This window comes from Amycolatopsis taiwanensis DSM 45107 (assembly GCF_000519205.1).
Classification (GTDB): Bacteria; Actinomycetota; Actinomycetes; order Mycobacteriales; family Pseudonocardiaceae; genus Amycolatopsis_E; species Amycolatopsis_E taiwanensis.
This window is the reverse complement of sequence record NZ_KI912601.1, coordinates 248196-274046: the sequence shown is the minus strand read 5'-3', so window position 1 is coordinate 274046 and position 25851 is coordinate 248196. Positions and strand designations below refer to the sequence as shown.

Genomic DNA, 25851 nt, shown 5'->3' with positions numbered 1-25851 from the left:
TGAGACCGTTCCCCCACACCAGGAGAGTCCATGTTCAACCCTGACCACAGCACTTTCGTCATCGGCGGCGACCTGCCGGTCCACCGGCTCGGCTTCGGCGCGATGCGCCTGACCGGTGGGCTGGACCGGGCCACCGGGATCGCCATCGCCCAGCGGGCGGTCGAACTCGGCATCACGCTCGTCGATACCGCCGACTCCTACGACCTGGGCGAGAACGAGGAGTTGCTCGCCGCGGCACTACACCCGTACCCGCCGGAGGTGGTGATCGCGACCAAGGGCGGGCACGTCAACCTGGGTAAGGACTGGATTCCGCTCGGCCGCCCGGAATATCTCCGCCAGCAGGCCGAGCTGAGCCTGCGCCGGCTCCGGCTGGACCGGATCGATCTCTACCAGTTGCACCGGATCGACCCGACGGTGCCGCTCGCCGATCAGATCGGCGCACTCCGGCGCCTGCAGCAGGAGGGAAAAGTCCGGCACGTGGGGCTGTCGGAGGTCACCGTCGAGCAGTTGGCCGAGGCCCGGACGATCATGCCGATCGTCAGCGTGCAGAATCGCTACAACCTCGTCGATCGCTCGTCAGATCCGGTACTCGACTACTGCGAACAGCACGGCATCGCGTTCATGCCCTGGCTTCCGGTGGCCCGCACGAGACCCGTCGCCGACGACCCGATCGACACTGTCGCGCGGCGGGTGGGCGCCACCCGGACCCAGGTCGCCCTGGCATGGCTGTTGCACCGATCCCCGGTCATGTTGCCGATTCCCGGAACTTCCTCCCGCAAACACCTGGAGGAGAACATCGCAGCCGCGAAGGTCGTACTCAGCGACGAGGACGTGGAAATCCTGACCGCCATGCGTACCCCAGCGACTCCGAGCCGCACTTGATAGTGGCCTCCACCTCGGATTTGGTCATGATGCTCGGGTGGAGTGGAGGACGTTGCGTCGTGGTGTGCGCTGGTGGTCCACATGGGATGGTGGGATGAACCACGGATGTCCCTGGATCATCCGGACTTCCCAGTCGCTGGTGGATGAGCCGATGATGGTGGTGGCATAACAGCGCCAGGTTCTGGAGTGAGGTGGGACCGCCCATGGCCCAGTGGACGAGGTGGTGGGCATGTGTCCATTTTGCACGTTTCGTGCATGATGGGAAGGTGCATCCGCGGTCTCGTTGGATGAGTGCTCGTCGGATGCTGCGGGGGACGACGCGGGTGGCGCGTCCGATGTCCAGTGGTTCGCTCTTGCTGCCCAGTACGACGGGGAGAATCTTGGCGTCGCAGGCCATGCGTCGGATTCGTGCGGCGGAGATGTTGGTGTGGCCATCGATGAGTCCGCGTCCTACACCGGCCTTCAGGTCCTCCAGGGAGACGTTGACCATGACGGTGACCGGTTCTCCCGCCTCCGTCGATGCGTCGGGACAGTTGGCGGCGGCTTTGAGGATGTGGGCGAAGGCATCACCCCCGTCTCTCGCTGGGGGAGCGTTCGTCCCATCCGTTGGGGCCGGGGGTGGGCGCGGTGAGCGGGGACAACAGGTTGGTCAGCAACGCGCCGCTCTCGGCATCGAGGTCGAAGGTGCCGGACACGCCTCCGTCTTTGCGTTCCCGGATGTTCAGGCGTCGGAGAGGATCGCGGAGCGTGGTGTCTTTGGGCTTGTCGCCGTCGGGGTTGAGGCGGTGGTGGATCTCCTGACCCAGCCGCCTGACGATGCGGGGTTCGCAGGAGACCGCGGCCTCACACAGGATTTTCTCCGCAACCGCCCGGTCTTCCAGCGAGGCGGTGTCGGGCAGGGTCGTGATGGCTTTGCGGATTACTTCGACGTGTTCGGGCGAGATGGCGCCCTCGGCCAATGCTTCGGCCACCACGGGCAGTTTCGCTTCGATCCGGGCACCGGATGGTGACACGGTCTCGTTGAGTAGTTCGGCGTGAGCGACCATGCGACGGGCCTCGTGCGGGTCCAGGTTGAGCATTTCCCGGATCAGCGCGGCCGTCCCAACGTAATGTCCATGCTCGTTGCAGATACCGCGGGCGTCGATTTCGGCGATCGCTTGCAACTGCCTGGAATACGACCGACGATGCCGAACTGCCTCGTCGCACACGACATCCAGCAACTCCGCGTCCCCCAGGGAGGACATGGAATCGGAGGTCGGATCGGCGGCCATGCTCTCATCATACCGCTGTATCGAATACATGAACGAACACAATCGAGTGATTATGAGCGATGAGGCGGCTGGTGACCGTGAACCGGCGTCTTTCAACATCCTCGCCGGAGGGCGTGCGGAGAGGCGAAACGCCTGTGGAGCGGGCGTGAGGGGAGCACGTCAAGCGACGGTCAGTACGGCGTCGGACAGCACCGGGGCGTCGTCGCGGCCGGGTGCGGTGGTGGTGAGGATCAGGCGGGAGCCGTCCTGCCACACGCGGGTCCGCAGCGTCTCGCCGGGCAGGACGATGCCGGCGAACCGCGCCGAGAACGACGAGACGCGGGTGACGTCGGCCTCGAGCATCGCGTCGGTGACGGCCTTGGCGACGACGCCGTAGGTGCACAGGCCGTGCAGGATCGGCACCTCGAAGCCGGCCGCCCGGGCGAACTCCGGGTCGGCGTGCAGCGGGTTACAGTCGCCGCACAGCCGGTACAGCAGTGCCTGCTGGGGAAGCGTCGGCGTGTCGATGACCGCGTCGGGCTCCCGCGCTGGCAGTTCGACCTTGTCGGCGCTGCCGCGCTTCCCGCCGAACCCGCCTTCGCCGCGGGCGAAGAGGCTTGACTGAGCTGTCCATAATGGACTGCCGTCCGTTCCGGTCACGACGGTCTCGCTGACGATCACCGCGGCCTTGCCCTTGTCCAGCACGTCGACGATGCGGCCGCGCGCGACCGCGTCGCCCGCCACCGGGATCGGCCGGTGCACCGTCACCGACTGGGTGCCGTGCACCACCTTGGCGAGGTCGATCTCCACGCCCGGAAAGGACACCCGGGGAGTCTCGTGCCGGCCGGCGCTCGCGGCGACGGTCGCGAAGGTCGGCAGCACGCGCAGGTCACGCTCGTAGGTGTAGTGAAGCTCCCGCTCGTCGGTCGGGTGTGCGCCGGCGCCCAGGGCCAGGTGGTAGAGCAGCACGTCCGTGGCGGTCCAGGAAAAGGAAGCCTCGTCGAGTTCGGCGCCGATGGCGAGACCGGGATCGATGGGCACGGGCGGCTCCTACTCGTAGGTGATCCGGACCTCGTCCGTTAGCGGCACGGACTGGCAGGCCAAAACGATACCTTCCGCGATGTCCTCCGGATCGAGAATGTCATTGTTCAGCATCTTGACCTCGCCCGCGACGATCCGGCACGCGCAGGCGCTGCACTGCCCTTCGCGGCAGGAGTACGGCGCGGCCAGTCCCTTGTCGAGCAACAGGTCGAGCAGTTTTCGTTGGCGCGGCCAGGGGAACGTGTGTTCGGTCCCGTCGAGGTTCACCCGCAAGGCTGCCGTGTCGCTCTCGCCGGTGGTGGGCTCGGTGCTCGCCTCGAACGGATTTCCCCCGAGCGACACGAACTTCTCCAGATGGACACGCCGCCTCGGCATGCCCAGTTCCGTCAGTGCCTGCCGGGTGGTGGTCATGAACGGCGTGGGCCCGCACAGGAACGCCTCGAACGTGGTGAACGGCCGGGCCAGCGCGCGCAGTCGAGCCACGTCCGGGAGGCCCTGCACGCTCTCCAGCCAGTGCAGTACGGCGAACCGGTCGGCGTGCTCGCGACCGAAGGCGGCCAGCTCCGCACCGAAGATCACCGACCGCTCATCGCGGTTCGCGTACACCAGTACCACTTGGCCGGTTCCCTGCCGCAGCGCGGTTTTCAGGATCGACATCACCGGCGTGATGCCGCTGCCGGCGGCGAACAAGAGCAGGTCCTCGTCGAACGACTTCGGGGTGAACACCCCGGCGGGCGGCAGGACCTCGATCTTCGTGCCCGGCCGGACGTTGTCGCAGAGCCAGTTCGAGCCCGAGCCGGCCCCGGTCCGCTTCACCGTGATCTTCAGCCGGGAACCCTCGTCGGGCGCGCTGGACAGCGAATAGCAGCGCGCCACCGAGCCGGCCCGCAGCGTCAGGAACTGGCCGGGCCGGTAGCGGAAGGCCTCGGCCTGCTCGGGGGGAACGTCGAAGACCAGCGAGCAGGCGTCGGCGGTCTCCGCGATCACCTCCGCCACCGTCAAGGTGCGCACCCGTTCAGTCATCCAGAACTCCGAATTCGCCGTTCACCGCCGCCTTGGCGATGCTTTCGCGCAGCCGCTCGCAGGTGTCCAGCAACGCGGTGTTCGCCCCCGCGGCGGCCCGCTCGGCGAAGACCGGGCAGCTGGTGGCCGCGTCCGTGGTCCACTGGATGCTGGTGTGCGGCCGGCTGTTCTTCTTCACCAGCACGTCGGTGCCGCACGACGCGCAGGTGTGCCGCCGCAGCCCACCGGCCAGGAACTCCGCCGCAGTCATGGTGCTCCCTCCGCGAGTTCGCTCAAACCTCGGCTTGCTGCTGCGCGAGGTTCTCCGCGACCTCGTGCTCCCATGCCTCGTTCGCCTTCGTGGTGTCCACTTCGAACTCGAATCGCCGGGTCATTTCCTCGGTCACGTCCTCGACGTCCACATAGAACTGCTCGTACCAGCGCCGCAACTGGTAGACCGGGCCGTCCTCTTCGCACAGCAGCGGGTTGTCGATCCGGGTCTTGTTCTTCCAGATCTCCACGTCCTGGAGGAACCCCGCGCCGATGCCCTTGGCGAACTTTCCGGCGATCTTGTCGGCCTGCTCGTCGGACACACCGGGCAGCTTCTTCACGCTGACTCCCCATTGCAGCACGAACGAGTTCGGCGTGACCGGGTAGTGGCAGTTGATCAGCACGTTCTCGATCTCGAAGCCGCGCACGGTGTTGACCAACTTGTTGATCATGTAGGACGGGCCGAAGTAGGACGCCTCCGAGCGCAGCAGGTTGTCCTCGCCGCCGTAGTTCGAGGCCATTCCCTTGTCCGGGCGGCCCTTCGTGTTGAGGTACTGGCTGGCGATGTGCCCCTCGAACACGTTCTTGAAATAGGTCGGGAAGGCGTAGTGGATGTAGAAGAAATGGGCCATGTCGACCATGTTGTCGATGATCTCGCGGCAGTTGGAGCCCTCGATGAGCACCGAGTCCCAGGTCCAGTTGCTCCATTCGCCGGTGAAGATCCCGTCGATGCGGGGGATCACCACGTCCGCCGGCGGCGGGTTGCCCTGTGGGTCGTGCCAGACGAACAACTGCTTGTTCTCTTCGCAGGTGAGCCATGACCTGGTCCGTGCCCGCAGTGGAACCCGCCTGGCGTAAGGGATCGACACGCACTTGCCGTTACCCGCCCAGCGCCAGTCGTGGAACGGGCAGGCCACCTCGTCACCCTTGATCGTGCCCTGGGTCAGGTCGCCGCCCATGTGCCGGCAGTAGCCGTCGAGGACGTGCAGCGCGCCGTCGCTGTCGGCGAACACCACGAGCTTGGTACCGAACGCGTTGACCGCGTGCGGTTTTCCGTCGCGGAAGTCCTCGGCCAGCCCGAGGCAGTGCCAGCCGCGGGCGAACCGCGCCGGCGGGGCGCCGGCGTCGATCGTGCGGACTTCTGTCATCGTTGACCTCCGGAAGGTTTCTGGTGGCACAGGTGCCGGGCGGCCAGATAGCCGAAGACCATGGCGGGGCCGATCGTCGCGCCGGGGCCCGCGTAGGTGTGGCCCATCACCGCGGCGCTGGTGTTGCCCGCCGCGTACAGGCCGGGGATGGCCGAACCGTCGGCGCGCAGCACCCGCGCATGCGGATCGGTACGCAGGCCGCCCTTGGTGCCGAGATCTCCGGGCACGATCTCCACGGCGTAGAAGGGGGCGGCGTCCAGCGGGCCGAGGCTCGGGTTGGGGCGGTTGCGCGGGTCGCCGTAGTAGTGGTCGTAAGCGCTTTCGCCACGCCGGAAGTCCTCGTCGACGCCGTTGCGGGCGAACGTGTTGAACCGCTCGACGGTGGCGGCGAGCGAGGCGGGCGGCACCTCGATCAGTTCGGCGAGGCCGGCGAGCGTGGGCGCCTGCCGCACGATGCCCGCCCGGTACCAGCGGCCGGGCAGCTTCTGGCGTGGCGCGATGCCGGTGAACATGTACCGGTTGCGATAGCGCTGATCGAACACCAGCCAGGCCGGGATGTTGCGGGCCGGGCCGTCGCCGGGCCCGTACATCGCGTGCACCGCCTCGACGTAGGGGGCCGACTCGTTGACGAACCGTTCGCCGCGCGCGTTGACCATGACGCAACCCGGCCGCGAGCGCTCGGCGAGCGCGAACCACGGGCCACCGGTGAGCGGGATCGACGGCCCCCACCACGCGTCGTCCATCAGGTCCACCTCGGCGCCGAGCTTCAGCCCGGCGGTGATCCCGTCGCCGGTGTTGGCCTTCGCCCCTACCGTCCACTGTGTACCGATGGGTGGCCGCTGGTACTTGGCGCGCATCTGCTCGTTGTGCTCGAAGCCGCCCGACGCGAGGATCACGCCCGCTTTCGCGCGCAGAACGGTCTCTTCACCGTCACGACGGACGACCACGCCGGTGACCCGGTCTCCTTCGGTCACCAGGTCGAGCAGCGGCGTGCCGAGCCACACCGGCACCCCGGCCTGCAGCAGCCCCGCCCGCAGGCCCGCCGCGACGGCCTGCCCCATGGTCAGCGGGCGCTTTCCGGTGGCCCTGGCCACGATCCAGCGTGTGCCGAGTGCGAGCATCCGCGCAACGCCGCGCGGGTGCCGCCCGATGAGGCTCAGCCAGCGGTAGTCGGCCTGCGTGATCGGCACCCCCAGCGGCGCGGCGCTGTACGGCGGTTCCAGGTTGGCCATCTCCGCACCCAGGAGCCGCGCGTCCAGCGGCTTGGGCTCGACGGAGCGCCCTCCGGGTCGCCCGCCCGGCGCCTCCGGGTGGTAGTCGGAGTAGCCACGCACCCACTGGAAGCGCAGGGGTGTCGTGCGCTGGATGAACGAGAGGACTTCCGGGCCGGTATCCAGGAACGCGTTCCGGAGTTCGGCCGGCACCACGTCGCCGACGATGGCCGCCAGGTACTCGCGCGCCCGCTCAGGGGTGTCCTCGACCCCGGCGGCCCGGAGGACCTCGTTGTTGGGGATCCAGACGCCGCCGCCGGAGCGCGCGGTGGAGCCGCCGAAACGGTCCGCCTTCTCGACGACGACCGCGTTCAGGCCGTGATGCGCCGCGGTGAGCGCGGCGGTCATGCCGGCCGCGCCGCTGCCGACAACCACCACGTCGAAGGCCTCCGCCATGCTCGTTCCTCCACCTCCGGCTGAAACGTGTTGCATCGACGGCCTTGCCGTCTTGCGTGTTTCCTTGTGGCCACGATAGACGAAAACGAGAACGTGTTCTAGTCTGGGGCACATGACCGAGCAGGACGTGAGCAGGGTGATCACCGCCGTCTCCGAACTGCGGCCCATCCTGCGGGAACGGGCGCAGGAGACCGAGGACGCCCGCCGGATCCCCGAAGAGTCGATCAAGGCACTGGCGGAGACCGGTTTCTTCAAGTTGTTGCAGCCCAAGACCTTCGGCGGGGTGGAGGCCGACCCGGTCAGCTTCTACACCGCGGTGAAGCTGATCGCGAGCGCATGCGGCTCGACCGGCTGGGTCGCCTCGATCCTCGGCGTGCATCCCTGGCACCTCGCGCTGTTCGACGCGCAGGCGCAGGAGGACGTGTGGGGCGAGGACACCGACGTCCGGGTCGCGTCCTCCTACGCGCCGATGGGCCGGGCCACCGTGGTCGACGGTGGGTACCGGTTGTCCGGCCGGTGGAGCTTTTCCTCCGGCTGCGACCACGCCACCTGGGTCTTCCTCGGCGCGCCCGCGTTCTCCGGGGACAAGGCCGTGGATTTCTGCACCTACCTGCTGCCGATCGCGGACTACCAGATCATCGACGTGTGGGACACCGTCGGCCTGCGTGGGACCGGCAGCAACGACATCCTCGTCGAGGACGTGTTCGTCCCCGCGCACCGGGCGCTGAGCTTCGGGGCCACGTCGAAGTGCAAGACCCCGGGCCAGCAGATCAACCCGGGCCCGCTGTACCGGCTTCCCTACGGCTCGGTGCACCCGTCCACGATCACCGCGCCGATCATCGGCATGGCCTACGGCGCCTACGAAGCGCACGTGGAGCACCAGCGCAACCGGGTCCGCGCGGCCTACCTCGGCGAACAGTCCAAAGAGGACCCCTTCGCCAAGGTGCGGGTGGCCGAGGCGGCCAGCGAGATCGACGCGGCGTGGCTGCAGCTCACGCACAACATCGACGAGCTGTATCAGGCGGCGTGCCGCGGCGAGAAACTGCCGTTCGCCACGAGGCTGCGGGTGCGGCGGGACCAGGTCCGCGGCACCGAGCGGTCGATCGCCGCGATCGACCGGCTCTTCGAGAACTCCGGCGGGCGAGCGCTGCGGGTGGGCACGCCGATCCAGCGGTTCTGGCGCGACGCGCACGCGGGGCGGGTCCACGCGGCCAACGATCCGGAACGCGCCTACACGATGTTCGGCACCGGGGAATTCGGGCTCCGGGTGGAAAACGGGATGGTGTGACGGTAATGGGCATCTCCTCGCTGGGTTACCTGCGGATCGAAGCCACGGATATGGCCAAGTGGCGAGAGTTCGGCCTCAAGGTGCTCGGCATGGTCGAGGGCGAAGGCGCGCATCCGGACGCGCTGTACCTGCGGATGGACGACTTCCCGGCCCGGCTGGTGATCGTTCCCGGCGAGACCGACCGGCTGGCGCAGGCCGGGTGGGAGGTCGCCGGCGCCGCCGAACTCGACGAGATGCGGGCACGCCTGGCGGCGCACGAGGTGCCGTTCAAGGAGGGCACCGCCGAACTGCTGGCCGAGCGCCGGGTCGCCGAGCTGATCAGCTTCGACGACCCGTCGGGCAACACGCTGGAGGTGTTTCACGGAATCGCACTGCAGCACCGGCGGGTCGTGAGCCCGTACGGGCACCGGTTCGTCACCGGTGAGCAGGGGCTCGGGCACGTCGTACTGTCCACTCACGACGATGAGGCGGCGTTGCGGTTCTACCGGGACGTGCTGGGCTTCCGGCTGCGCGACTCGATGCGGCTGCCGCCACAGCTGGTCGGCCGGCCCGCCGACGGCGCGCCCGCCTGGCTGCGGTTCTTCGGCTGCAACCCGCGCCACCACAGCCTCGCGTTCCTGCCGATGCCGACGCCCAGCGGCATCGTGCACCTGATGATCGAGGTGGAAAGCACCGACGACGTCGGCCTTTGCCTGGACCGCGCCAAGCGGCGCAACGTGCCGATGTCGGCCACGCTCGGCCGCCATGTCAACGACCTGATGCTTTCCTTCTACCTGAAAACGCCGGGCGGGTTCGACGTCGAGTTCGGGTGTGAGGGCCGGCAGGTCGACGACGAGCACTGGGTCGCGCGCGAAAGCACCGCGGTCAGCCTGTGGGGACACGACTTCAGCGTCGGCCGTACGTGAGAAACCCCCGGGCGGCGCCGATCTGGGGGAGGAAGGCGCGCCCGGGGGCCTTGCCCCGGCGCCCGAGGGGGGAGGTAATGCGCCGGGGCGCGACCGGCGAGAAACTGGGGAGGATGTCGCCAGCCGCTACAACCTCAGAATAGCGCGGTTTGCCGGAACCGGAGCAGGGTTCATCCGGTTGCCGAGGAGGAATTCCATTAAGGACAGACCGTAAACGATTTCTCACGTTCTGTGCGCCCAGCCCGGACACGGTGGGTTCATCACCGATGACTGCGGGCGTCAGGCGGTGGAAGATCGCGTGAGGCAGGTCAGGTAAGTAGCTCGCCGAGGATCTCGGTGAGGGCGGCGGCGAACTCGGCGCTGCTTCGCTGGGGAGCGAGGTGGGCGCCGGGCATCTCCACGAACGGCAGGCCGAGTTCGAGGGCGAGGGCGCGCGCCGGGCGGTAGTGGTAGTAGCCGCGGCTGCCCTGGCCCGCGGCGAGCACGATCGGCACCCCGCCGCGGCGCAGTGTCTCGACATCCGGCAGGTACCGGTAGATCTCGGCCAGCTCGCGGCAGAACAGTCGTTGCCATTCGGTCTCGTTGGGCAGGCGCACGGCTTTCGCGTCGGGCAGTCCGGCCCCGGCGATCGAGGCGACGAACTCCTTGAACGCCTCGAAAACTTTGCCTTCGCGGGTCAGCGCCACCTGCTCGTCGGCGAAGTCGAGCCACTCCTGGGCATCCGGCAGCAACCGGACCGCGGGCGGCTCGTGGCTGACGAGTCCGGCCACCGCCTCCGGATGCCGGGCCGCCAGCGCCAGCCCGATCTGCGCCCCGGCGCTGGTGCCGAAGACCAGGGCCTTGCCGAACCCGAAATGCTCGATCACCGCGCGGGCGTCGTCGGCCTGCCGCTCGACCGTGATCGAACCCGCCGAACGGTCGGTGCTGCGTGAGTGCCCCCGCCGGTCGTAGACGAGCACCGTGTACGCGCTGGACAGCCGGGAAGCCAGAGACTTCAGGCTGTCGGCCGAACCGATCCCACCGGGGACGAACAGCAGCGGGGGCCCGTCCCCACCGCGGCGGACGTGCAGTTCGGCGTCCTCGACCTGGCAGGTGCCCTCGGTTGTCACGCGGAGAATGTAGCCGTCGCGCCGCGATCGGCGTGGCCGGGTGGCCGGTGAGTGGCCGCCGACCTGACAGCTGTCACACCGGATTGCTGATTCCGCGCACTAACCGGCGTCCCCCGGCCCGCCTACCGTCCTTTCCATGAGCGAAATGGCGGTCGAATTCCACGGTGTGGCAAAGAACTTCGCTGCCGTGCGCGCGGTCGACGGGCTGGACCTGTCGCTGCGCCGCGGTGAGACGGTGGCCCTGCTCGGCGCGAACGGGGCGGGCAAGAGCACGACGGTGAACCTTTTGCTGGGGCTGCTCACCCCCAGCGCCGGGCGGGTCAGCGTGCTGGGCGGGCGGCCCGGCGAGGCGGTCGCGGCCGGGCGGGTCGGGGTGATGCTGCAGGACGGCGGATTGATGCCGGGCGTGGCCGTGGCCGAGTTGATCGGCCTGGCCAGGGCGCTCTACCCGCGCCCACGACCGTTGGCGCGATTGCTGGCGGACGCCGGCCTCACCGATCTGGCGCGGCGCCGGGTGGATCGCCTCTCCGGCGGGCAGTACCAGCGGTTGCGGTTCGCGATCGCGGTCGCCGGTGATCCCGATCTGCTGGTGCTGGACGAGCCGACGACCGCCATGGACGTCGCCTCCCGTCGCGCTTTTTGGGCGGGTATCCAGGAATACGCGGCCAGCGGGAAGACGATCCTGTTCGCCACGCACTATCTCGAAGAGGCCGACGAAAACGCCGATCGCATCGTCGTGATCGCCGCGGGCAAGGTGGTCGCGGACGGCACGCCAGGCCGGATCAAGGCCGCGGCGGGCGGCCGGGTCGTCCGGTTCACGCTCGGCGACGACGACTGTGCCGGTCTCGACCGTTTGCCCGGCGTGACCGCGGTGGAGATACACGGTCCGGCGGCGATCCTGCACACGACCGACGCGGAGGCGACCGTGCGTGCGCTCTTCGCCGGCCGCGACCGGGTGCCCGACATCGAGGTGGCGGGCACGAACCTCGAAGACGCCGTGCTCGCCCTTACCTCCTGACCAACTTCGACAGACCCGGAGGAAGACATGCTTACCCTGCTGCGCCTGGAAATCCGGCGAATGCTTGCCGACAAGCGGTTCCTGATCCTCATGCTTTGCCTGCCGATCTTCATGTATCTGCTGTTCACCAACCTCTTCGGTGCGGGCCAGCGCGCCTACGGTCTGGACCAGAACATCAGCCTCATGGTGTCCATGGCCGCCTACGGGGCGATCGGCGCGGCCTTCATGGCCACGGCGCCCCGGATCGCCGCGGAACGGACCAACGGCTGGTTGCGCCAGTTGAAGGTGATGCCGATCCCGGCGCACCGGGTGATCATGGCGAAGGTGCTCTGCGCGATGGTGTGGGCGATCCCGGCGATCGCGCTGGTCGACCTCGCCGCGGTGATCGACCACGGGGTGCGGCTGGCCGCCTGGCAGTGGCTGGGCATCGGCGGCCTGCTGTGGGTCGGGACCGCGCCGTTCGCCGCGCTGGGCGCCTTCCTCGGCTATCTCGCCGACGAGTCGGCCGCGTTCGGCGTGATGTACGGGATCTACATCTTCCTCGGCGCGGTGGGCGGGCTGTGGATGCCGGTGGACGTGCTGCCGACGGCCCTGCGGCACGTGGCGGTCGTGCTGCCGTCCAACCGCTTCGCGGAGTTGGGCTGGAACCTCGCGGCCGCGCACGGGCCTTCCGGGCCCGGTGTCGCGATCCTGACCGGCTGGCTGGCCGCCTTCGCCGCGCTCGCCGTGGCCGCTTACCGCCGGGCCAACGCCGCGCGGTGACCGGGTCGTCGAAAACCGCGCGCTGACACGGTTTTCGGATACCGTGCGATGCCGGCGACTGGGCCGTAGGTTGGGTCGATCGATCGGAAACGAGGTGGCAACGATGCCGTCGGACACCCCGATCCTCGCCGCGATGTCGCCGGCCGGCAAGGTGCGCCGCGGCCGCTGGCTCGGATACCTGCTGCTGATGCAGGCTTTCCACGCCTACCCGTTGAGCGATCTGGCTCACCGGCACTACGGCGCAGCCGCGGTCACGTTCACCGTGCTGGCGCAGATCGCCGTGGGCGCGCTGTGGATCCGGGCGTACTGGCTTGCTCAGGCCACCACACGCCCGTTCCGCGAGATCGCGTGGTGGCTGGCCGGGGTCGTCGCGGTGGGCGTCTGCCTCGCCCTCGTGCTAGGCGGCCAGTACAAGGGCCTGCTCATCTACGTCAGCATCGCGTGCGCGGTCTGCGTGCCGATTCGCTGGGCGGTGCCGGCGATCGCGGCCGTCACCGCGCTCGGGGCGCTCGCCGAGTTCCGCAACCCGCAGTACCTCGGGCCGGCCCCGGCCAGCGACCGGCTGAACGAGATCGTCACCGGGCTGAGCATGGATTTCTTTCTCGGCCTGATGCTGTGGTTCCACCGGCGGGTCATGACCCTGGTGATCGAGCTGCGCCAGGCGCGCGAGGAACTGGCCCGGCTGGCGGTGACCGAGGAGCGCCTGCGCATCGCGCGCGACCTGCATGACCTGCTCGGCCACAGCTTGTCCGTCATCTCGCTCAAGGGGCAGCTCGCCGGGCGGCTCATGGAACCGGGTTCGCCCGCGGCCCGCGAGGTGGCCGATATCGAACAGGTCACACGACAGGCGCTCAGCGAAGTCCGGGAGGCGGTGACCGGGTACCGGCGGCGCAGCTTCGCGGAGGAGCTGGACAGCGCGCGACATCGGCTCGCCGCCGCCGGTATCGAGGTGACCGCGCGCGTCGAAGCGGAGCGCCTGCCCGCCGACGTCGACGCTCTGCTGGGCTGGATCCTCCGGGAAGGTACCACCAATCTGCTCCGGCACAGCCGGGCGAGTTCGGCCGGTATTGTGTTGCGGCGCAAGGAAAACCGCCTGTCGCTGGAGATCCGGGACGACGGTCGAGGCCCGGCGGAGTCCGGCCCCGGCAACGGGTTGGCCGGGCTCGCCGAGCGCTTGGCGGCCGTTGGCGGACGCCTCGAGGCGGGGCCTGCCGCCGATCGCGGGTTTCGCCTCGCCGCGTCGCTCCCGCTTCCGGCCACCGTGGCCCGAGAGGAGATCGCGTGATCCGGGTGCTGCTGGCCGAGGACCAGGGCATGGTGCGGGGCGCGCTCGCGGCCCTGCTGAACCTCGAAGCCGACATCGAGGTGGTCGCACAGGTCGCTGACGGCGACGCGGCCGTCGCGGCGGCCATCCGGGAGGAGCCCGATATCGCGCTCCTGGACATCGAGATGGCGGGGGTGGACGGGATCACCGCCACCCGGCGGCTGCGGGCGGCCCGGCCGGGCTGCCGGGTGCTGATCCTGACCACCTTCGGGCGGCCCGGCTACCTGCGCCGCGCGATGGACGCGGGTGCCGATGGCTTCCTGGTCAAGGACGGGCCGGTCGAGCAACTCGCCGCGGCGATCCGCCGGGTGCTCGCCGGAGAACGCGTGATCGACCCCGCGCTGGCGGTCGTGGCGCTGTCGACCGGCCCCAACCCGTTGTCGGCACGGGAACGGGATGTGCTCAGCGCCGCCTCGAACGGGCTGACCGCACCCGACATCGCGCGGACGCTGCACCTGTCGGAAGGTACCGTCCGGAACTACCTGTCGTCGGCGATCCATAAAACCGGGGCGCGCAACCGGGTGGAAGCCGCCCGTGTGGCCACGGACAACGGCTGGCTGTGAACCCGATCGCGGCCTCACGGGCCAGAACCGAGCAGCCCGCGGTTGAACGCCTCCGCGACGGCGGCGGCGCGGTCGTTCACGCCGAGCTTGGCGTAGATGTTCAGCAGATGGCTCTTGACCGTCGCTTCGGTGATGAACAGCCGAGCGGCCGCTTCCCGGTTGGTGTTCCCCGCCGCCACCAGCCCGAGGACTTCGAGTTCGCGCTCGCTGAGCGGTCCCGCGGCGGGCTTCCGGACGCGGCTCATCAACCGGGCCGCGACCGACGGTGAGAGCACCGCCTCGCCCCGGGCGGCCGCCCGGACGGCCCGCAGCAGTTCGGCGCGTGGAGCGTCCTTGAGCAGGTAACCGGTGGCGCCCGCTTCGATCGCCGGCAGCACGTGGCTGTCGGTGTCGTAGGTGGTCAGCACCAGCACGCGGGCCGCGTTGCCTTGTCGGGCGAGCTCGGTTATCGCGGCGACGCCGTCCATACCGGGCATTCGCAGGTCCATCAGGATCACGTCCGGCTCGAGTGTTCTGGCGAGCTGGACCGCCTCGGTGCCGTCGGCGGCCTCGCCGAGCACTTCGAACCCCTCGTCCGCCGCGAACATGCTGCTCAGCCCGTCCCGGACGACGGGGTGATCGTCGGCGATCACCAGCTTGATCGGCCTGTTCACGCTTGCGCCTCCACCGGTGCCAGCGGGACGCGGGCGGAGATTCCCGTGCCGGCGCCCGGTTCCGACTCGATCTGCAGGGTTCCCGACAAGGCCTCGATCCGCTGACGCATGGCGACCAGACCGAACCCGCCGCCGGTGCTCTCCGGCCGGGCCGGATCGAAGCCCCGTCCGTCGTCGCGCACATCCAGGGCGACCTCATGGTCCAGATAGGACAGTGTCACTCCGACCCGGCCCGCCCGCGCGTGCTTGGCGACGTTGGCCAGCGCTTCTTGTGCCGCACGCAGCAGCGCGACCTCGGCCTCCGGCCGTAGCGGCCGCACCGTGCCGGTTGTGGTGGTGTGGACCGGGATGCCGTGCAGCGCCGACCAGCGCTCGGCGACGCCGGACAGCGCTTCGCTCAGGCGTGCCGTCCGCAGCGGCTCGGGTCGCAGGTCCTGCACGGATCGCCGCGCCTCCGACAGGCTTTCCCTCGCCAGCGTGGTCGCGGCGTCGACGTGCCGCTGCCAGCCCCCGGAATCCGCACCGGTATGCACGGCGGCCTGCAGTTGCGTGATGATCCCGGTGAGCCCCTGGGCGAGGGTGTCGTGAATCTCCCGCGCCATCCGCTGTCGCTCGTCAACGACCCCGGCCTCGCGCGCCTGCGCCAGCAACCGTTCGTGCAGGCCGGCGTTCTCCGTCAGCGCCGCCTCGAGCCGGCGGTTGGCCTCCCGTAACTCGGCCAACGCCTGCGTGCGTTGCTCGTTCTGCTGGGTGTTCTTCCATTCCAGCCAGGCGAGGAAACACATCGGGCCCACGTTCACGGTGACGACGAGAAGGTAAAGGGTCAGATCGAGCGGGTCGGACCTGGGCAAGCCGGACGTTTGCGCGGTGGCCGCCACCACCGCCACCGCGGCGACCCCGGCCAGCCGCACGGGCCAGCGGAGGACCGTGAAGGCGTAGAGGTATCCGGCGGGCGTGAAGAAGCCGAACCAGGGGTCACGCAGCACCAGGATCGCGGCGATCGTGATCAGGCCGGTGAAGAACACCGCCATCACGCCCGGGCGCTCGCGCCACGCGGGATGCAGCGTGAACATCCACAGCATCCACACCGCGGCCAGCGCACACAGCGCGAGGTCGATCGCCAGGGAACGCCCCCCGGCGGGCTTGAGGATCACCGTGACGACGACCAGGATCGCCAGCAGAACGTACGGCACGATCGGCACCACCGGAAGTGCCCGGCGTCCCGGGACGTCCAGCCGGGAAATCAGCATGCGCAACCTCCGCGGTTCCGGCTCTCCCGGGAACAATCTAGCCGCGGCCGGCCCGGACGGCGCCATGTTCACTTCGTGGCGAACGCCGATCGCAGGTGCCCGCGGTTGGCGGCCGCCAGGGCGCCGAGCAAGAGCAGTCCGCACCCGCCCTGTTCGATCTTCATCCACAGCGGGAAAGGGCCCGGCACCGCGATGATGACCGCGATGGCCACCACCATGATCGCCGCGACGATCCGCAACCTCCGGTAGGCGCCACGGGAGCCGCGTGCGGCCCGGACGGCGAAGGAGAACATCAGCGCCGCGCTGGCGACGACGATCGTTCCGCGGATCCATACGGCGTCGTTCACCACCGCGGGGTTGCCGCGCAAGAAAACGACGGCCACCAGTGTGAGCACGCTGATGGTGAGGTAGCCGGCGACGAGGATCTTCACCCCGCGTAACGCGGTGCGGGTGCGTGGACTGCTCAGGCGTTCTTCGGCTGTTTTCATGGGGCCAGCGTCGCGGAATGAGGCCCTGTCTCACATCGGCCAGCGGGCGAGTCCGGCGGCTGAGCCCGCCGGCCAGCCGGACGGCGGAGCACATCCACCGATCGGCTGACCGAAGACCGTGCCTACACGCGCTCGAGGATCGTCGCCGTGGACATGGCTCCGCCGGCGCACATGGTGATCAGCGCGGTGGCCCCGTCGCGCCGCTCCAGCTCATGGAGGGCGGTGGTGATCAGGCGCGTTCCGGTGCTGCCGACCGGGTGCCCGAGCGCGATCGCGCCGCCGTTGACGTTCACCTTGTCCGGATCGGGCCGGTGCACCTGCTGCCAGGACAGCACGACGCTCGCGAACGCCTCGTTCACCTCGAACAGATCCGGGTCTCCGATCGTCATCCCGGCCAGTCGCAGCACCCGTTCGGTGGCCTGAACCGGGCCGTCCAGGTGGTAATAGGGTTCGGCGCCGACGAGCGCCTGCGCGCGGATGCGGGCACGTGGGCGCAGGCCGAGTTCGCGCGCCCGCGCGGCGTCCATCAGCAGCACGGCGGAGGCGCCGTCGGAGATCTGTGAGGAAGTTCCGGCGGTGTGCAGGCCACCGTCGAGCACCGGCTTGAGCTTTGCCAGGCCGGCCAGGGAAGTCTCCCGCAGGCCCTGGTCGCGGCCCACCAGCCGGGTCTCCCCGGTGGGCGTGCCGTGCTCGTCGAGCACCGGCGCCTTGACCGGCACGATCTCGCGCTCGAAGCGGCCTTCCGCCCAGGCGGTCGCGGCCTTGGCTTGCGACTCGACGCCGAAGCGGTCGACGTCTTCGCGGTTCAGCCCGCGTCGCACGGCAATCCGTTCCGCGGCGCCGTACTGGTCCGGCATGTCGATCGACCAGGACGCGGGCTTGCGCTCACCGGCGCCGGTCCCGCGGTTCGCGCCCAGCGGCACCCGGCTCATCACCTCCACGCCGCAGGCGACGCCGATCTCGATCGCGCCGGCCGCGATGAGCCCGGCGATCAGGTGCGTGGCCTGCTGCGCAGACCCGCACTGCGCGTCGATGGTGGTGGCTCCGGTGGCTTCGCCGAGCCCCGCGTGCAGCCATGCCGTGCGGGTCACGTTGCCGGCCTGCTCGCCGGCCTGGGTCACGCTGCCACCGATCACCTGCTCGATGAGCGCGGGGTCCAGTCCGGCGCGTTCGACGACGGCCCGCTGCGCGGCGCCCAGCAATTCCGCGGCATGCACGGCGGACAGCCAGCCGCGCCGCTTCCCGATCGGGGTTCGGACCGCCTCGACGATGACCGCTTCGCCCACTAGCGCCTCCTTCGTCCGCCTTCGTCCAAAAATAGAACGCGTTGCAATGATTGACAAGTGGCATGCAGGTCAGGCCATGTTTCGATCTTGTCCAAGGAACCCATGATAGCTAGGCATAATCGAGAAAGTAAACAGGTATCACTAAAACTCTTCACTTGGTTAACGCCGTATGCTTCAATCGCCTCTAGAACGTGTTCCACGACATCGCGAGACCCCTGGAGGTAGCCGTGGCGACACCGATGATCCCCGCCGGCTTCGACTTCACCGACCCGGATCTGTACGCGAGCAGGCTGCCCATCCAGGAGTGGGCGGAGCTACGCCGGACCGCTCCGGTCTGGTGGAACGCCCAGCCGTACAACACAGCGGGTTTCCGCGACGAAGGCTTCTGGGTGGTGACCCGCCACGAGGACGTCAAGACCGTCTCGCGCGACAGCACCCTGTTCTCCTCCCAGGAAAAGCTCGCGATCATCCGGTTCGACGAGAACTTGACCGACGAGGGCATGGAGGCCAACCGGCTGGTCCTGCTCAATATGGACGCGCCCCAGCACACCAAGCTTCGCCGCATCGTGTCCAAGGGGTTCACCCCGCGAGCGGTCAACAAGCTCGAAGACACGCTGCGCGAGCGCGCCGCGCGGATCGTCCACGAGGCCAGGAAGAAGGGCTCGGGCGACTTCGTCGAGGATGTGGCCTGCGAGCTGCCGCTGCAGGCGATCGCCGAGCTGATCGGGATCCCGCAGGAAGATCGCGGCAAGATCTTCGCGTGGTCGAACCAGATGGTCGGCTACGACGACCCCGAATACGACGTCGAGCCGATAGCCGCGTCGGCCGAGTTGGTCGGCTACGCGTGGCAGTTGGCCGAGGAACGCCGCAAGTGCCCGATGAACGACATCGTGACCAAGCTGATCCAGGCGGACGTGGACGGGGAGGCGTTGAGCTCGGAGGAGTTCGGCTTCTTCGTCATCCTGCTTTCCGTGGCCGGCAACGAGACCACGCGCAACGCGATCACCCACGGCATGAAGGCGCTCCTCGATCATCCCGAGCAGTGGGAGCTCTACAAGCAGCGGCGACCGAAGACCGCGCCGGACGAGATCGTCCGGTGGGCGACCCCGGTGGTCGCCTTCCAGCGCACCGCGACCGCCGACACGGAACTGGGCGGGCAGCGGATCCGCAAGGGTGACCGGGTGGGGCTGTTCTACAGTTCGGCCAACTTCGACCCGGAGGTGTTCGACCAGCCGGAGCGGTTCGACATCCTGCGCGAAGACAACCCGCACGTCGGCTTCGGCGGCACCGGCGCGCACTACTGCATCGGCGCGAACCTGGCCCGGCTGGAGATAGACCTGATCTTCAACGCGATCGCCGACGAGATGCCGAACATCCGCGAACTCGACCGGCCCGACCGGTTGCGCTCCAGTTGGCTCAACGGCATCAAGCACTACCCCGTCGCCTACGAATAACCCCACCCGGAAACACACCCTCCCCACCCGTTCCCCACCCGGGCACACACCCTCCCCACCCGGGAACACACCCTCCTGAACCGGGCACACACGCTCCTGAACCGGGCACACACCCTCCTGAATCGGGGACACGCCAGGTCTACGGCGTGTCCCCGATTAGGGCGCGTGAGTTCCCGATTAGGGCGCGCGAGTTCGGGGTTCGGGCGGGCGAGTTCCGGGTTCGGGCGGGCGAGTTCCGGGTTCAGTGAGGCGAGTTGTGCCTTCGCGACGTCGGCTTCTCGGAAACCGCCTCAGCTTGCCGGCAACCACTGCGGCTTCTCCAATAACCGCTACGGGTTCCGCGATAGCCCCGCAGCTTCCCAAACTGCCGTTGCTTGCCGACAACCGCCGCGGCTTGCCGACGATCGCCGCGGCTTGCCGACGATCGCCGCGGCTTGCCGACGATCGCTGTTGCTTACCGACGAGCGGGGCGGCTTGCCGGAAACCGCCGTTGCTTCCCCCGGCAACGGTCGTGAAAACTAGTTCTGGCCGGGCTTGGCGGAGCCCACGACCCACATGGCGAAGTACTGGGAGCCACCGCCGTAGGCGTGACCGAGCGCGGTCCGGGCGCCGTCCACCTGGTAGTCGCCGGCCCGGCCCATCACCTGCTTCGCGGCCTCGGAAAAACGCAGCATGCCGGACGCGCCGATCGGGTTGGAAGACAGCACGCCGCCGGACGGGTTCACCGGCAGGCGTCCGCCGAGTGCCGTCTCGCCTGCCTCGGTCAGCCGCCAGCCCTCGCCCTCCGGCATGAAGCCGAGGTTCTCCAGCCACATCGGCTCGAACCAGGAGAACGGCACGTAAATCTCTGCGGTGTCCACTTCGGACAACGGATCGGTGATTCCGGCCTCCCGCCACAACGCGGTGGCAGCGTCCCGCCCGGCCTGGGGGCTGACCTGGTCGCGGCCGGCGAACGTGGTCGGTTCGGTGCGCATGGCGGTGGCGTGGACCCATGCCGCGCCGCCGGGTACCGCGTCTCCGGCGGCCTCGTCGCCGATCACCATCGCGCAGGCGCCGTCCGAGGACGGGCAGGTCTCGTCGTAGCGGATCGGGTCCCACAGCATCTGCGACGCCTGCACCGACTCCACCGTGATGTCGCCCTGTCGCAGGTGCGCAAACGGGTTCAGCGCGCCGTTGCGGCGGTCCTTGGCAGCGACCACAGCGCCGATGTGCTCCGGCGCACCGGAACGCCGGATGTAGGAGCGAACGTGCGGCGCGAAATAGCCGCCCGCGCCGGCGCCCACCGGCATCTGGAACGGCGGCATGATCGAGAGCCCCCACATCGCGTTCGACTCGGACTGTTTCTCGAAGGCGACGGTCAGCACCCGGCGGTGCACCCCCGCCTGCACCAGGCTCGTGGCCACCAGCGCGGTGGAACCACCGACCGAGCCCGCGGTGTGCACGCGCAGCATCGGCTTGCCGGTCGCGCCGATCGCGTCGGCGAGGAACAGTTCGGGCATCATCACGCCCTCGAACAGGTCGGGCGCCTTTCCGAGCACGACCGCGTCGATGTCCGGCCAGTCCACCTGCGCATCGGCGAGTGCGCGGTCGATGGCTTCGCGGACCAGGCCCGGCATCGACACGTCCGTGCGCTTCGCGCGATGATGGGTCTGCCCGGTGCCGAGCACCGCGGCCGGTCGCTTGGCCATCAGTGGTCCTCCAATAAAGCGGTCATCCGGCGGTAAGGACGGCGACGAGGTTCTGCTGCAGCGCGGGCCCACTGGTGGCGTGGGCGAGCACCTTCTGCGCTTTTCCGGTGAAGATCTGCTGCGCCGCTTCGCCGATCCGCGCCAGGCCCGCGGCGAACATCGGGTTCCCGGTCAGGGCCCCGCCGGACGGGTTGATGCGCACCCGCTCGTCGAGGCCCAGCGCGGTGCGCAGGATCAGTTCCTGGTGGGTGAACGGGGCGTGCAGTTCGGCCACCTCGACTCCGTCGATTCCAGCCGCCTTCGCGGCGGCCTCGGTGGAGGGCGAGCGGGTGAGGTCGCGGGCGCCGAGAACGGGGGAGTCGACACGGTGCTCCAGCGCGGTGATCACGGCCGGCCGGTCGACGATGTCCTTCGCCCGGTCCGCGGCGGCCAGGATCATCACCGCGGCGCCGTCGGTAACCGGCGCGATGTCGTGTGCTCGCAAGGGATTCGCGACATAGGGAGCGTCGAGCAGTTCCGTCACGCCGGCCGTGCCCGAGATCTGGGCGTACGGGTTGGACACGGCGTCCGCGCGGCTGCGCGCGGCCACCTCGGCCAGGTCCTTCTCGCTCCACAGACCGGCGTCCAGCCCCAGCCGCGCCTGCAGTCCGGCGATGCTGATCGAATCCGGCCACAGTGGAGCGACGGTGTAGGGGTCGAGCTGCAGGGCGAGCACGCGCTTGAGCTGGCCGGCCGAGGACTTGCCGAACCCGTACACCAGCGCTGTGTCCACCTCGCCGGTGCGGATCTTCAGCCACGCCTCGTAGAGCGCCCACGCCGCGTCCATTTCCACATGCGACTCGTTGATCGGTGGGAACGCGCCGATCGCGTCGATCGCGGAGATGAACGAGAACGCCCGCCCGGCCAGGTAATCCGACGAGCCCGAACACCAGAACCCGATGTCTGCTTTGGACAGTCCGGTTCGGGTGAACGCCTCGGCGAAGATCGGCACCAGCATTTCCACCCCGTTGGTGGTGCCGGTGGTGCGACGGACGTTCGGGGCCTGCGCGAACCCGACCACGGCCACGTCGTGCATCTCGTTCCCTCTCACAGGTGGTGGGCGAAGGATTCGTACGGCGCGTCCGGCTCGCCGGTCGGCTCGAAGTGGTCGATGTTCTCCAGGCTGGTCCACCACTCTTCGCGCGGTTTCCAGGCGGCGCGCACGCGCATGCCCATCCGGACTTCCGAGGCGTCGCAGCCGAGCACCAGGTGCAGGAAGGCGATATCGGCGCCGTCGAGCAGGATGTAGGCGGCGACGTAAGGCGGCTTGATGCGCTGTCCGAGGAACGGCACGTTGACGATGCAGAACGTGGTGACGATCCCGGTGTCGGGGAGCTCGACTTCTTCCTCGGTGGGCACCCCGTCGGTGGGGCAGGCACCGCGCGGTGGCACGTAGACCTTGCGGCAGGCGGGGCACCGCTGGCCGATCAGCCGCCCGTCGGCGAGGCCACGCAGGAACCGGCTTTCCTCTGGCGAGACGGAATGCTGGTAGCTCAGCCGTACCGGAGTGACCATTATGGACACTGCGCCACCTTCGTTGCCGGCCGTCTCCTCGGACGGCTCGCCGGGGGCGTCCGCGGGGACGAAGCAGGCGATGTCGCGGATGTGCCCGACCCGCTCGTCGGCCCACCGGACCCGGACTCGCATGCCGGTGTGGATCTCCTCCGGGCTGCTCACGTCGACGGCGTGCAGCATGGCGGTGTCGGCGCCGTCCAACTGGATCAGCGCCCAGGCAAAGGGATGCGCCAGTGGTTGTCCCTCCAGCGGGCCGGCGGTCCAGGACCACGACAGCACGGTGCCTTCCTCGCCCACCGGCACGAACTCGCCGAGTGGCTGGGCGGTGACCGGGTCGTACTCGACCGGCGGTACGTGCACGCGGCCGTCGGAGCCGCGCACGCCCTCGATCCGGCGATCTCGCAGGCCGGTGACGAACCGCCCGAGCACCGGCCCGAGCGAGCGCGTGTAGTCGAAGGAGATCTCCAGTGGTGCCGACAGCGGGGTACGCACGACAGAGAGTGAAACATGTTCTCGAAAAGTCGGCAAGGTGCGCACCGAAGCGGCTTGATGCTTGGTGGAACTCGTTCTAGATTCGTAGCCATGAACAGCCCTCTGTCAGGTCGCGGCAAGCAAGGTGACCAGCACGCGCGCCCCGAAGGCCCGCCATCGAGGCGGCGGGGCGCCCGGATCGAGGACGCGACTCGATCCAAGATGGAGCGCCCCGTCGACACGATTGCGGTCGCGCGCAAACTCGCGGAGAGGCACGCATGACGGGGTTCTGGAACATCGCCGCGGAACAGCCGGGACGCACGGCCGTGATCGACCCGGACGGGACCGAGGTCGCCTACCGGCAGCTCGCGGACAAGGCCGATGCCTACGCCCGCGGCCTGCAGGAGCTGGGGCTTGAGGTTGGGGACGCGGTGGTGGTCCTGCAGCCCAACGGTGCCGAGCTGCTCGCCGCCTTCTTCGCGGCGATCCAGTCCGGTCTCTACGTCGTGATGGTCAACTGGCATCTGGTCGGACCCGAGGTCGCCCACATCCTTTCCGACAGCGGCGCCAAGGCGTTTCTGGCGCACGAGCGGTTCGCGGACGTCGCGATCGCCGCCGCGGACGAGGCCGGGCTCCCGCCGAGCGCGCGGTTCGCGGCCGGCCACGTCGAGGGCTTCCGTCCCGTGGCCGAACTGGGCGCGGGCGGCCACGGGCGCCCCAAGCGGCGCACCGCCGGCTCTCCGATGCTCTACACCTCGGGTACCACGGGCCGGCCGAAGGGCGTCCGCCGGCCGCTGACCGGCGCCGACCCCGACGAGGTCCCGGCCGCGTCCACCGGGTTCTTCGGGATTTTCGGGCTCAAGGCGTTCGACGATCACGTGCACCTGTGCGGTTCGCCGCTCTACCACACCGCGGTGCTGAACTTCGCGGTGATCTCGATCCAGCTCGGCCATCCCGTCGTGCTGATGGACCGGTGGGACCCGGAGGAGATGCTCCGGCTGATCGAACGGCATCGGGTCACCCACAGTCACATGGTGCCGACGCAGTTCCGCCGCCTCCTCGCGTTGCCCGAGGAGGTGCGCAACTCCTACGACGTTTCCTCGCTGCGCAACATGATCCACGGCGCCGCGCCGTGCCCACCCGAGGTGAAGCGGCGCATGCTCGACTGGTGGGGCCCGGTGGTCACCGACTACTACGCGGCCACGGAGGGCGGCGGGACGGTGATCAGCGGCGAGGAATGGCTGCGCAAGCCCGGTTCGGTCGGGCGCGCCTGGCCCGGGTCGGTCATCAAGATCCTCGACGAGGACGGGCGCGAGCTCCCGCCGGGGCAGCCCGGCGTCGTCTACCTGAAGATGGGCGACTCGAAGTTCGAATATCACCGGGACAAGGCCAAGACCGAGCGAGCCAGGGTCGGGGACCTGTTCACTATGGGCGACATCGGGCACCTGGACGAGGACGGCTACCTGTTCCTGCACGACCGGAAGAACGACATGATCATCTCCGGTGGGGTGAACATCTACCCGGCGGAGATCGAGAACGAGCTGGTGATGCACCCCAAGGTGGCCGACGTCGCGGTCTTCGGCGTGCCCCACGACGACTGGGGCGAGGAGATCAAGGCCGTCGTCCAGCCTGCCGACGGCGTGGTGCCCGGGGACGAGCTGACTCGGGAACTGCTCGGCTATGCCCGGGAAAAGCTGGCGAAGTTCAAGCTTCCCCGGAGCATCGACTACCTCGACGAGCTGCCGCGCGACCCGAACGGCAAGCTGTACAAGCGCAAGCTGCGTGACCCGTACTGGAAGGGCCGCGAACGCGCGATCTGAGCAGCCGAGGGCCGTTCCGCCCGCAAGCTTGCCCACAACTGCTCCGGCAACATGCCGCGATGCTCCACCTGCGGGGCCTGGCCACGACGAGCAGCTCACCGCGGCCGGTGAGCTGCTCGTGATCAGCGGCCCTTGAAGTCGGGTTCGCGTTTCTCGGCGAAGGCGCGCGGGCCTTCCTTGGCGTCCTCGGACTGGAAAACCTTGATCCCGTACTGGGCTTCGAGCTTGAACGCCTCTTCCTCGTGCAGCCCCTCGGTGTCGCGCATGGTGCGCAGGATGGCTTGCACCGCAAGAGGGCCGTTGGCGGCGATGCGTTCGGCGACTTCGAGGGCGCTCTCCAGCGCGGTGCCGTCGGGCACGACGCGGCCGATGAGACCGATCTCCTTCGCCTGGCCGGCGGTCAGGTGGCGGCCGGTCAGCAGGAGTTCGGCGGCCACCGTGTACGGGATCTGGCGCGGCAGCCGGACCGCCGAGCCGCCCATCGGGAACAGTCCCCAGCGTGCCTCGGAGACGCCGAACTTCGCGCCCTGCCCGGCGATCCGGATGTCGGTGGCCTGCAGGATCTCGGTGCCCCCCGCGATCGCCGGCCCTTCCACCGCGGCGATCAGCGGCTTGGTCAGGCGGCGCCCCTTCAGCAGGCCCTCGATGCGGGTGGGGTCGAACGCGCCGCGCTCGTAGGAGTCGCCGGGGGAGTTGCGCGCCATCGATTTGAGGTCCGCCCCGGCGCAGAACGCGCCGCCCGCGCCGGTGAGCACGCAACTGCGGATCTCCGGGTCGTTGTCCACCCGGTTCCAGGCCTCGACCAGGATCGACATCATCTCGCCGGTGATCGCATTGCGCGCCTGTGGCCGGTTCATCGTCACCACCAGCGTGTGGCCGCGTTGTTCTACCAGAGCGTGCGGTTCCGCCATGTCCGCGTCCTCCCAGACCAGCCGGATATTGCCCAGAACGATAACAT

Annotated in this window: 25 protein-coding genes; 9 read left to right on the top strand and 16 right to left on the bottom strand. The window is 69.1% G+C overall.

Going from position 1 to position 25851, the window contains the following annotated elements; translation table 11 throughout:
- Positions 1-30 precede the first annotated feature (30 nt).
- The gene (locus A3CU_RS0140795) at positions 31-882 is read left to right on the top strand and encodes an aldo/keto reductase (RefSeq protein WP_052373049.1); all 852 of its coding nucleotides are present in this window, start codon (positions 31-33) and stop codon (positions 880-882) included.
- Here the strand turns inward: A3CU_RS0140795 and A3CU_RS55930 are convergent.
- The 7 genes from A3CU_RS55930 to kstD all read right to left on the bottom strand — a co-directional run bounded on the left by A3CU_RS55930 (position 818) and on the right by kstD (position 7260).
- A complete protein-coding gene (locus A3CU_RS55930) occupies positions 818-1435 on the bottom strand; it encodes an HNH endonuclease signature motif containing protein (protein WP_425388324.1) in 618 nt (205 codons plus the stop codon). The genes A3CU_RS0140795 and A3CU_RS55930 overlap by 65 nt on opposite strands.
- A 13-nt stretch (positions 1436-1448) precedes the next feature.
- Positions 1449-2153: a DUF222 domain-containing protein gene (locus tag A3CU_RS50435; protein WP_052373047.1), complete on the bottom strand. Its 705-nt coding sequence runs from the start codon at positions 2151-2153 to the stop codon at positions 1449-1451.
- Between the two features lie 159 nt (positions 2154-2312).
- On the bottom strand, positions 2313-3173 hold the full coding sequence (locus A3CU_RS0140785) for a MaoC/PaaZ C-terminal domain-containing protein (RefSeq protein WP_027947086.1): 861 nt from the start codon (positions 3171-3173) through the stop codon (positions 2313-2315).
- Positions 3174-3182: 9 nt separating this feature from the next.
- Positions 3183-4196: a ferredoxin--NADP reductase gene (locus tag A3CU_RS0140780; RefSeq protein ID WP_027947085.1), complete on the bottom strand. Its 1014-nt coding sequence runs from the start codon at positions 4194-4196 to the stop codon at positions 3183-3185.
- Positions 4189-4446, bottom strand: a complete 258-nt coding sequence (locus tag A3CU_RS0140775) for a hypothetical protein (protein WP_027947084.1) — start codon at positions 4444-4446, stop codon at positions 4189-4191. The genes A3CU_RS0140780 and A3CU_RS0140775 overlap by 8 nt, the downstream gene beginning before the upstream one ends.
- 22 nt (positions 4447-4468) lie before the next feature.
- On the bottom strand, positions 4469-5593 hold the full coding sequence (locus A3CU_RS0140770; RefSeq protein WP_027947083.1) for a 3-ketosteroid-9-alpha-monooxygenase, oxygenase component: 1125 nt from the start codon (positions 5591-5593) through the stop codon (positions 4469-4471).
- Positions 5590-7260, bottom strand: coding sequence for a 3-oxosteroid 1-dehydrogenase (gene kstD / locus A3CU_RS0140765; RefSeq protein WP_027947082.1), 1671 nt, complete (start codon positions 7258-7260; stop codon positions 5590-5592). Before kstD ends, A3CU_RS0140770 begins: the two co-directional genes overlap by 4 nt.
- 112 nt (positions 7261-7372) lie before the next feature.
- On the opposite strand from kstD, the gene hsaA reads away from it, so the two are divergent.
- Together hsaA and hsaC are read left to right on the top strand one after the other, a co-directional pair.
- On the top strand, positions 7373-8548 hold the full coding sequence (gene hsaA / locus A3CU_RS0140760) for a 3-hydroxy-9,10-secoandrosta-1,3,5(10)-triene-9,17-dione monooxygenase oxygenase subunit (protein ID WP_027947081.1): 1176 nt from the start codon (positions 7373-7375) through the stop codon (positions 8546-8548).
- A 5-nt stretch (positions 8549-8553) separates the two neighbouring features.
- Positions 8554-9453 (top strand): iron-dependent extradiol dioxygenase HsaC, encoded by a 900-nt coding sequence (gene hsaC, locus A3CU_RS0140755; protein ID WP_027947080.1) that lies wholly within the window; start codon positions 8554-8556, stop codon positions 9451-9453.
- A 308-nt stretch (positions 9454-9761) separates the two neighbouring features.
- On the opposite strand, the gene A3CU_RS0140750 is transcribed toward hsaC, so the two are convergent.
- Entirely contained in the window at positions 9762-10562 is an 801-nt protein-coding gene (locus A3CU_RS0140750; protein WP_027947079.1) for an alpha/beta fold hydrolase, read from the bottom strand.
- A 136-nt stretch (positions 10563-10698) separates the two neighbouring features.
- On the opposite strand from A3CU_RS0140750, the gene A3CU_RS0140745 reads away from it, so the two are divergent.
- From A3CU_RS0140745 to A3CU_RS0140730, 4 genes are all read left to right on the top strand, one after another.
- Positions 10699-11580, top strand: coding sequence for an ABC transporter ATP-binding protein (locus A3CU_RS0140745; protein WP_052373046.1), 882 nt, complete (start codon positions 10699-10701; stop codon positions 11578-11580).
- 27 nt (positions 11581-11607) lie between these two features.
- Positions 11608-12342: an ABC transporter permease gene (locus tag A3CU_RS0140740; protein WP_027947077.1), complete on the top strand. Its 735-nt coding sequence runs from the start codon at positions 11608-11610 to the stop codon at positions 12340-12342.
- Between the two features lie 103 nt (positions 12343-12445).
- The gene (locus A3CU_RS0140735; RefSeq protein ID WP_052373043.1) at positions 12446-13627 is read left to right on the top strand and encodes a sensor histidine kinase; all 1182 of its coding nucleotides are present in this window, start codon (positions 12446-12448) and stop codon (positions 13625-13627) included.
- Positions 13624-14229: a response regulator transcription factor gene (locus tag A3CU_RS0140730; RefSeq protein ID WP_027947075.1), complete on the top strand. Its 606-nt coding sequence runs from the start codon at positions 13624-13626 to the stop codon at positions 14227-14229. The genes A3CU_RS0140735 and A3CU_RS0140730 overlap by 4 nt, the downstream gene beginning before the upstream one ends.
- Positions 14230-14243: 14 nt before the next feature.
- Here the strand turns inward: A3CU_RS0140730 and A3CU_RS0140725 are convergent, their stop codons facing one another.
- The 4 genes from A3CU_RS0140725 to A3CU_RS0140710 all read right to left on the bottom strand — a co-directional run bounded on the left by A3CU_RS0140725 (position 14244) and on the right by A3CU_RS0140710 (position 17906).
- The gene (locus tag A3CU_RS0140725) at positions 14244-14882 is read right to left on the bottom strand and encodes a response regulator (RefSeq protein ID WP_027947074.1); all 639 of its coding nucleotides are present in this window, start codon (positions 14880-14882) and stop codon (positions 14244-14246) included.
- Positions 14879-16132 (bottom strand): sensor histidine kinase, encoded by a 1254-nt coding sequence (locus A3CU_RS0140720; RefSeq protein ID WP_052373042.1) that lies wholly within the window; start codon positions 16130-16132, stop codon positions 14879-14881. The genes A3CU_RS0140725 and A3CU_RS0140720 overlap by 4 nt, the downstream gene beginning before the upstream one ends.
- A gap of 68 nt (positions 16133-16200) precedes the next feature.
- Positions 16201-16620, bottom strand: a complete 420-nt coding sequence (locus A3CU_RS0140715; protein WP_027947072.1) for a hypothetical protein — start codon at positions 16618-16620, stop codon at positions 16201-16203.
- A 122-nt stretch (positions 16621-16742) separates the two neighbouring features.
- A complete protein-coding gene (locus A3CU_RS0140710; protein WP_027947071.1) occupies positions 16743-17906 on the bottom strand; it encodes a steroid 3-ketoacyl-CoA thiolase in 1164 nt (387 codons plus the stop codon).
- Positions 17907-18133: 227 nt separating this feature from the next.
- Between A3CU_RS0140710 and A3CU_RS0140705 the strand changes: the two genes are divergently transcribed.
- Positions 18134-19360: a cytochrome P450 gene (locus A3CU_RS0140705; protein WP_027947070.1), complete on the top strand. Its 1227-nt coding sequence runs from the start codon at positions 18134-18136 to the stop codon at positions 19358-19360.
- 518 nt (positions 19361-19878) lie between these two features.
- On the opposite strand, the gene A3CU_RS0140700 is transcribed toward A3CU_RS0140705, so the two are convergent.
- The 3 genes from A3CU_RS0140700 to A3CU_RS0140690 are packed head-to-tail and all read right to left on the bottom strand — an operon-like array spanning position 19879 to position 23094.
- Positions 19879-21048, bottom strand: coding sequence for a thiolase domain-containing protein (locus A3CU_RS0140700; RefSeq protein ID WP_027947069.1), 1170 nt, complete (start codon positions 21046-21048; stop codon positions 19879-19881).
- A 22-nt stretch (positions 21049-21070) separates the two neighbouring features.
- A complete protein-coding gene (locus A3CU_RS0140695) occupies positions 21071-22123 on the bottom strand; it encodes a thiolase domain-containing protein (RefSeq protein ID WP_027947068.1) in 1053 nt (350 codons plus the stop codon).
- A gap of 11 nt (positions 22124-22134) precedes the next feature.
- Positions 22135-23094 carry a Zn-ribbon domain-containing OB-fold protein gene (locus tag A3CU_RS0140690; protein WP_027947067.1) on the bottom strand — a complete coding sequence of 320 codons (960 nt, stop codon included), beginning with the start codon at positions 23092-23094 and terminating at the stop codon, positions 22135-22137.
- Positions 23095-23351: 257 nt separating this feature from the next.
- Between A3CU_RS0140690 and A3CU_RS0140685 the strand changes: the two genes are divergently transcribed.
- Positions 23352-24893: an acyl-CoA synthetase gene (locus A3CU_RS0140685; RefSeq protein ID WP_027947066.1), complete on the top strand. Its 1542-nt coding sequence runs from the start codon at positions 23352-23354 to the stop codon at positions 24891-24893.
- 122 nt (positions 24894-25015) lie between these two features.
- Here A3CU_RS0140685 and A3CU_RS0140680 read toward each other — a convergent pair whose 3' ends face one another.
- Complete coding sequence (locus A3CU_RS0140680; protein ID WP_027947065.1) at positions 25016-25804, bottom strand: crotonase/enoyl-CoA hydratase family protein; 789 nt, start codon at positions 25802-25804, stop codon at positions 25016-25018.
- Positions 25805-25851: the final 47 nt, after the last annotated feature.

What these genes read in the sequence shown, in the direction of transcription:
- A3CU_RS0140795 (WP_052373049.1), top strand. Translation starts at nt 31, where the DNA reads ATGTTCAACCCTGACCACAGCACTTTCGTCATCGGCGGCGACCTGCCG.
- A3CU_RS50435 (WP_052373047.1), bottom strand. Translation starts at nt 2,153, where the DNA reads ATGGCCGCCGATCCGACCTCCGATTCCATGTCCTCCCTGGGGGACGCG.
- A3CU_RS0140780 (WP_027947085.1), bottom strand. Translation starts at nt 4,196, where the DNA reads ATGACTGAACGGGTGCGCACCTTGACGGTGGCGGAGGTGATCGCGGAG.
- A3CU_RS0140775 (WP_027947084.1), bottom strand. Translation starts at nt 4,446, where the DNA reads ATGACTGCGGCGGAGTTCCTGGCCGGTGGGCTGCGGCGGCACACCTGC.
- A3CU_RS0140770 (WP_027947083.1), bottom strand. Translation starts at nt 5,593, where the DNA reads ATGACAGAAGTCCGCACGATCGACGCCGGCGCCCCGCCGGCGCGGTTC.
- kstD (WP_027947082.1), bottom strand. Translation starts at nt 7,260, where the DNA reads ATGGCGGAGGCCTTCGACGTGGTGGTTGTCGGCAGCGGCGCGGCCGGC.
- hsaA (WP_027947081.1), top strand. Translation starts at nt 7,373, where the DNA reads ATGACCGAGCAGGACGTGAGCAGGGTGATCACCGCCGTCTCCGAACTG.
- hsaC (WP_027947080.1), top strand. Translation starts at nt 8,554, where the DNA reads ATGGGCATCTCCTCGCTGGGTTACCTGCGGATCGAAGCCACGGATATG.
- A3CU_RS0140745 (WP_052373046.1), top strand. Translation starts at nt 10,699, where the DNA reads ATGAGCGAAATGGCGGTCGAATTCCACGGTGTGGCAAAGAACTTCGCT.
- A3CU_RS0140740 (WP_027947077.1), top strand. Translation starts at nt 11,608, where the DNA reads ATGCTTACCCTGCTGCGCCTGGAAATCCGGCGAATGCTTGCCGACAAG.
- A3CU_RS0140735 (WP_052373043.1), top strand. Translation starts at nt 12,446, where the DNA reads ATGCCGTCGGACACCCCGATCCTCGCCGCGATGTCGCCGGCCGGCAAG.
- A3CU_RS0140720 (WP_052373042.1), bottom strand. Translation starts at nt 16,132, where the DNA reads ATGCTGATTTCCCGGCTGGACGTCCCGGGACGCCGGGCACTTCCGGTG.
- A3CU_RS0140715 (WP_027947072.1), bottom strand. Translation starts at nt 16,620, where the DNA reads ATGAAAACAGCCGAAGAACGCCTGAGCAGTCCACGCACCCGCACCGCG.
- A3CU_RS0140700 (WP_027947069.1), bottom strand. Translation starts at nt 21,048, where the DNA reads ATGGCCAAGCGACCGGCCGCGGTGCTCGGCACCGGGCAGACCCATCAT.
- A3CU_RS0140695 (WP_027947068.1), bottom strand. Translation starts at nt 22,123, where the DNA reads ATGCACGACGTGGCCGTGGTCGGGTTCGCGCAGGCCCCGAACGTCCGT.
- A3CU_RS0140685 (WP_027947066.1), top strand. Translation starts at nt 23,352, where the DNA reads ATGACGGGGTTCTGGAACATCGCCGCGGAACAGCCGGGACGCACGGCC.
- A3CU_RS0140680 (WP_027947065.1), bottom strand. Translation starts at nt 25,804, where the DNA reads ATGGCGGAACCGCACGCTCTGGTAGAACAACGCGGCCACACGCTGGTG.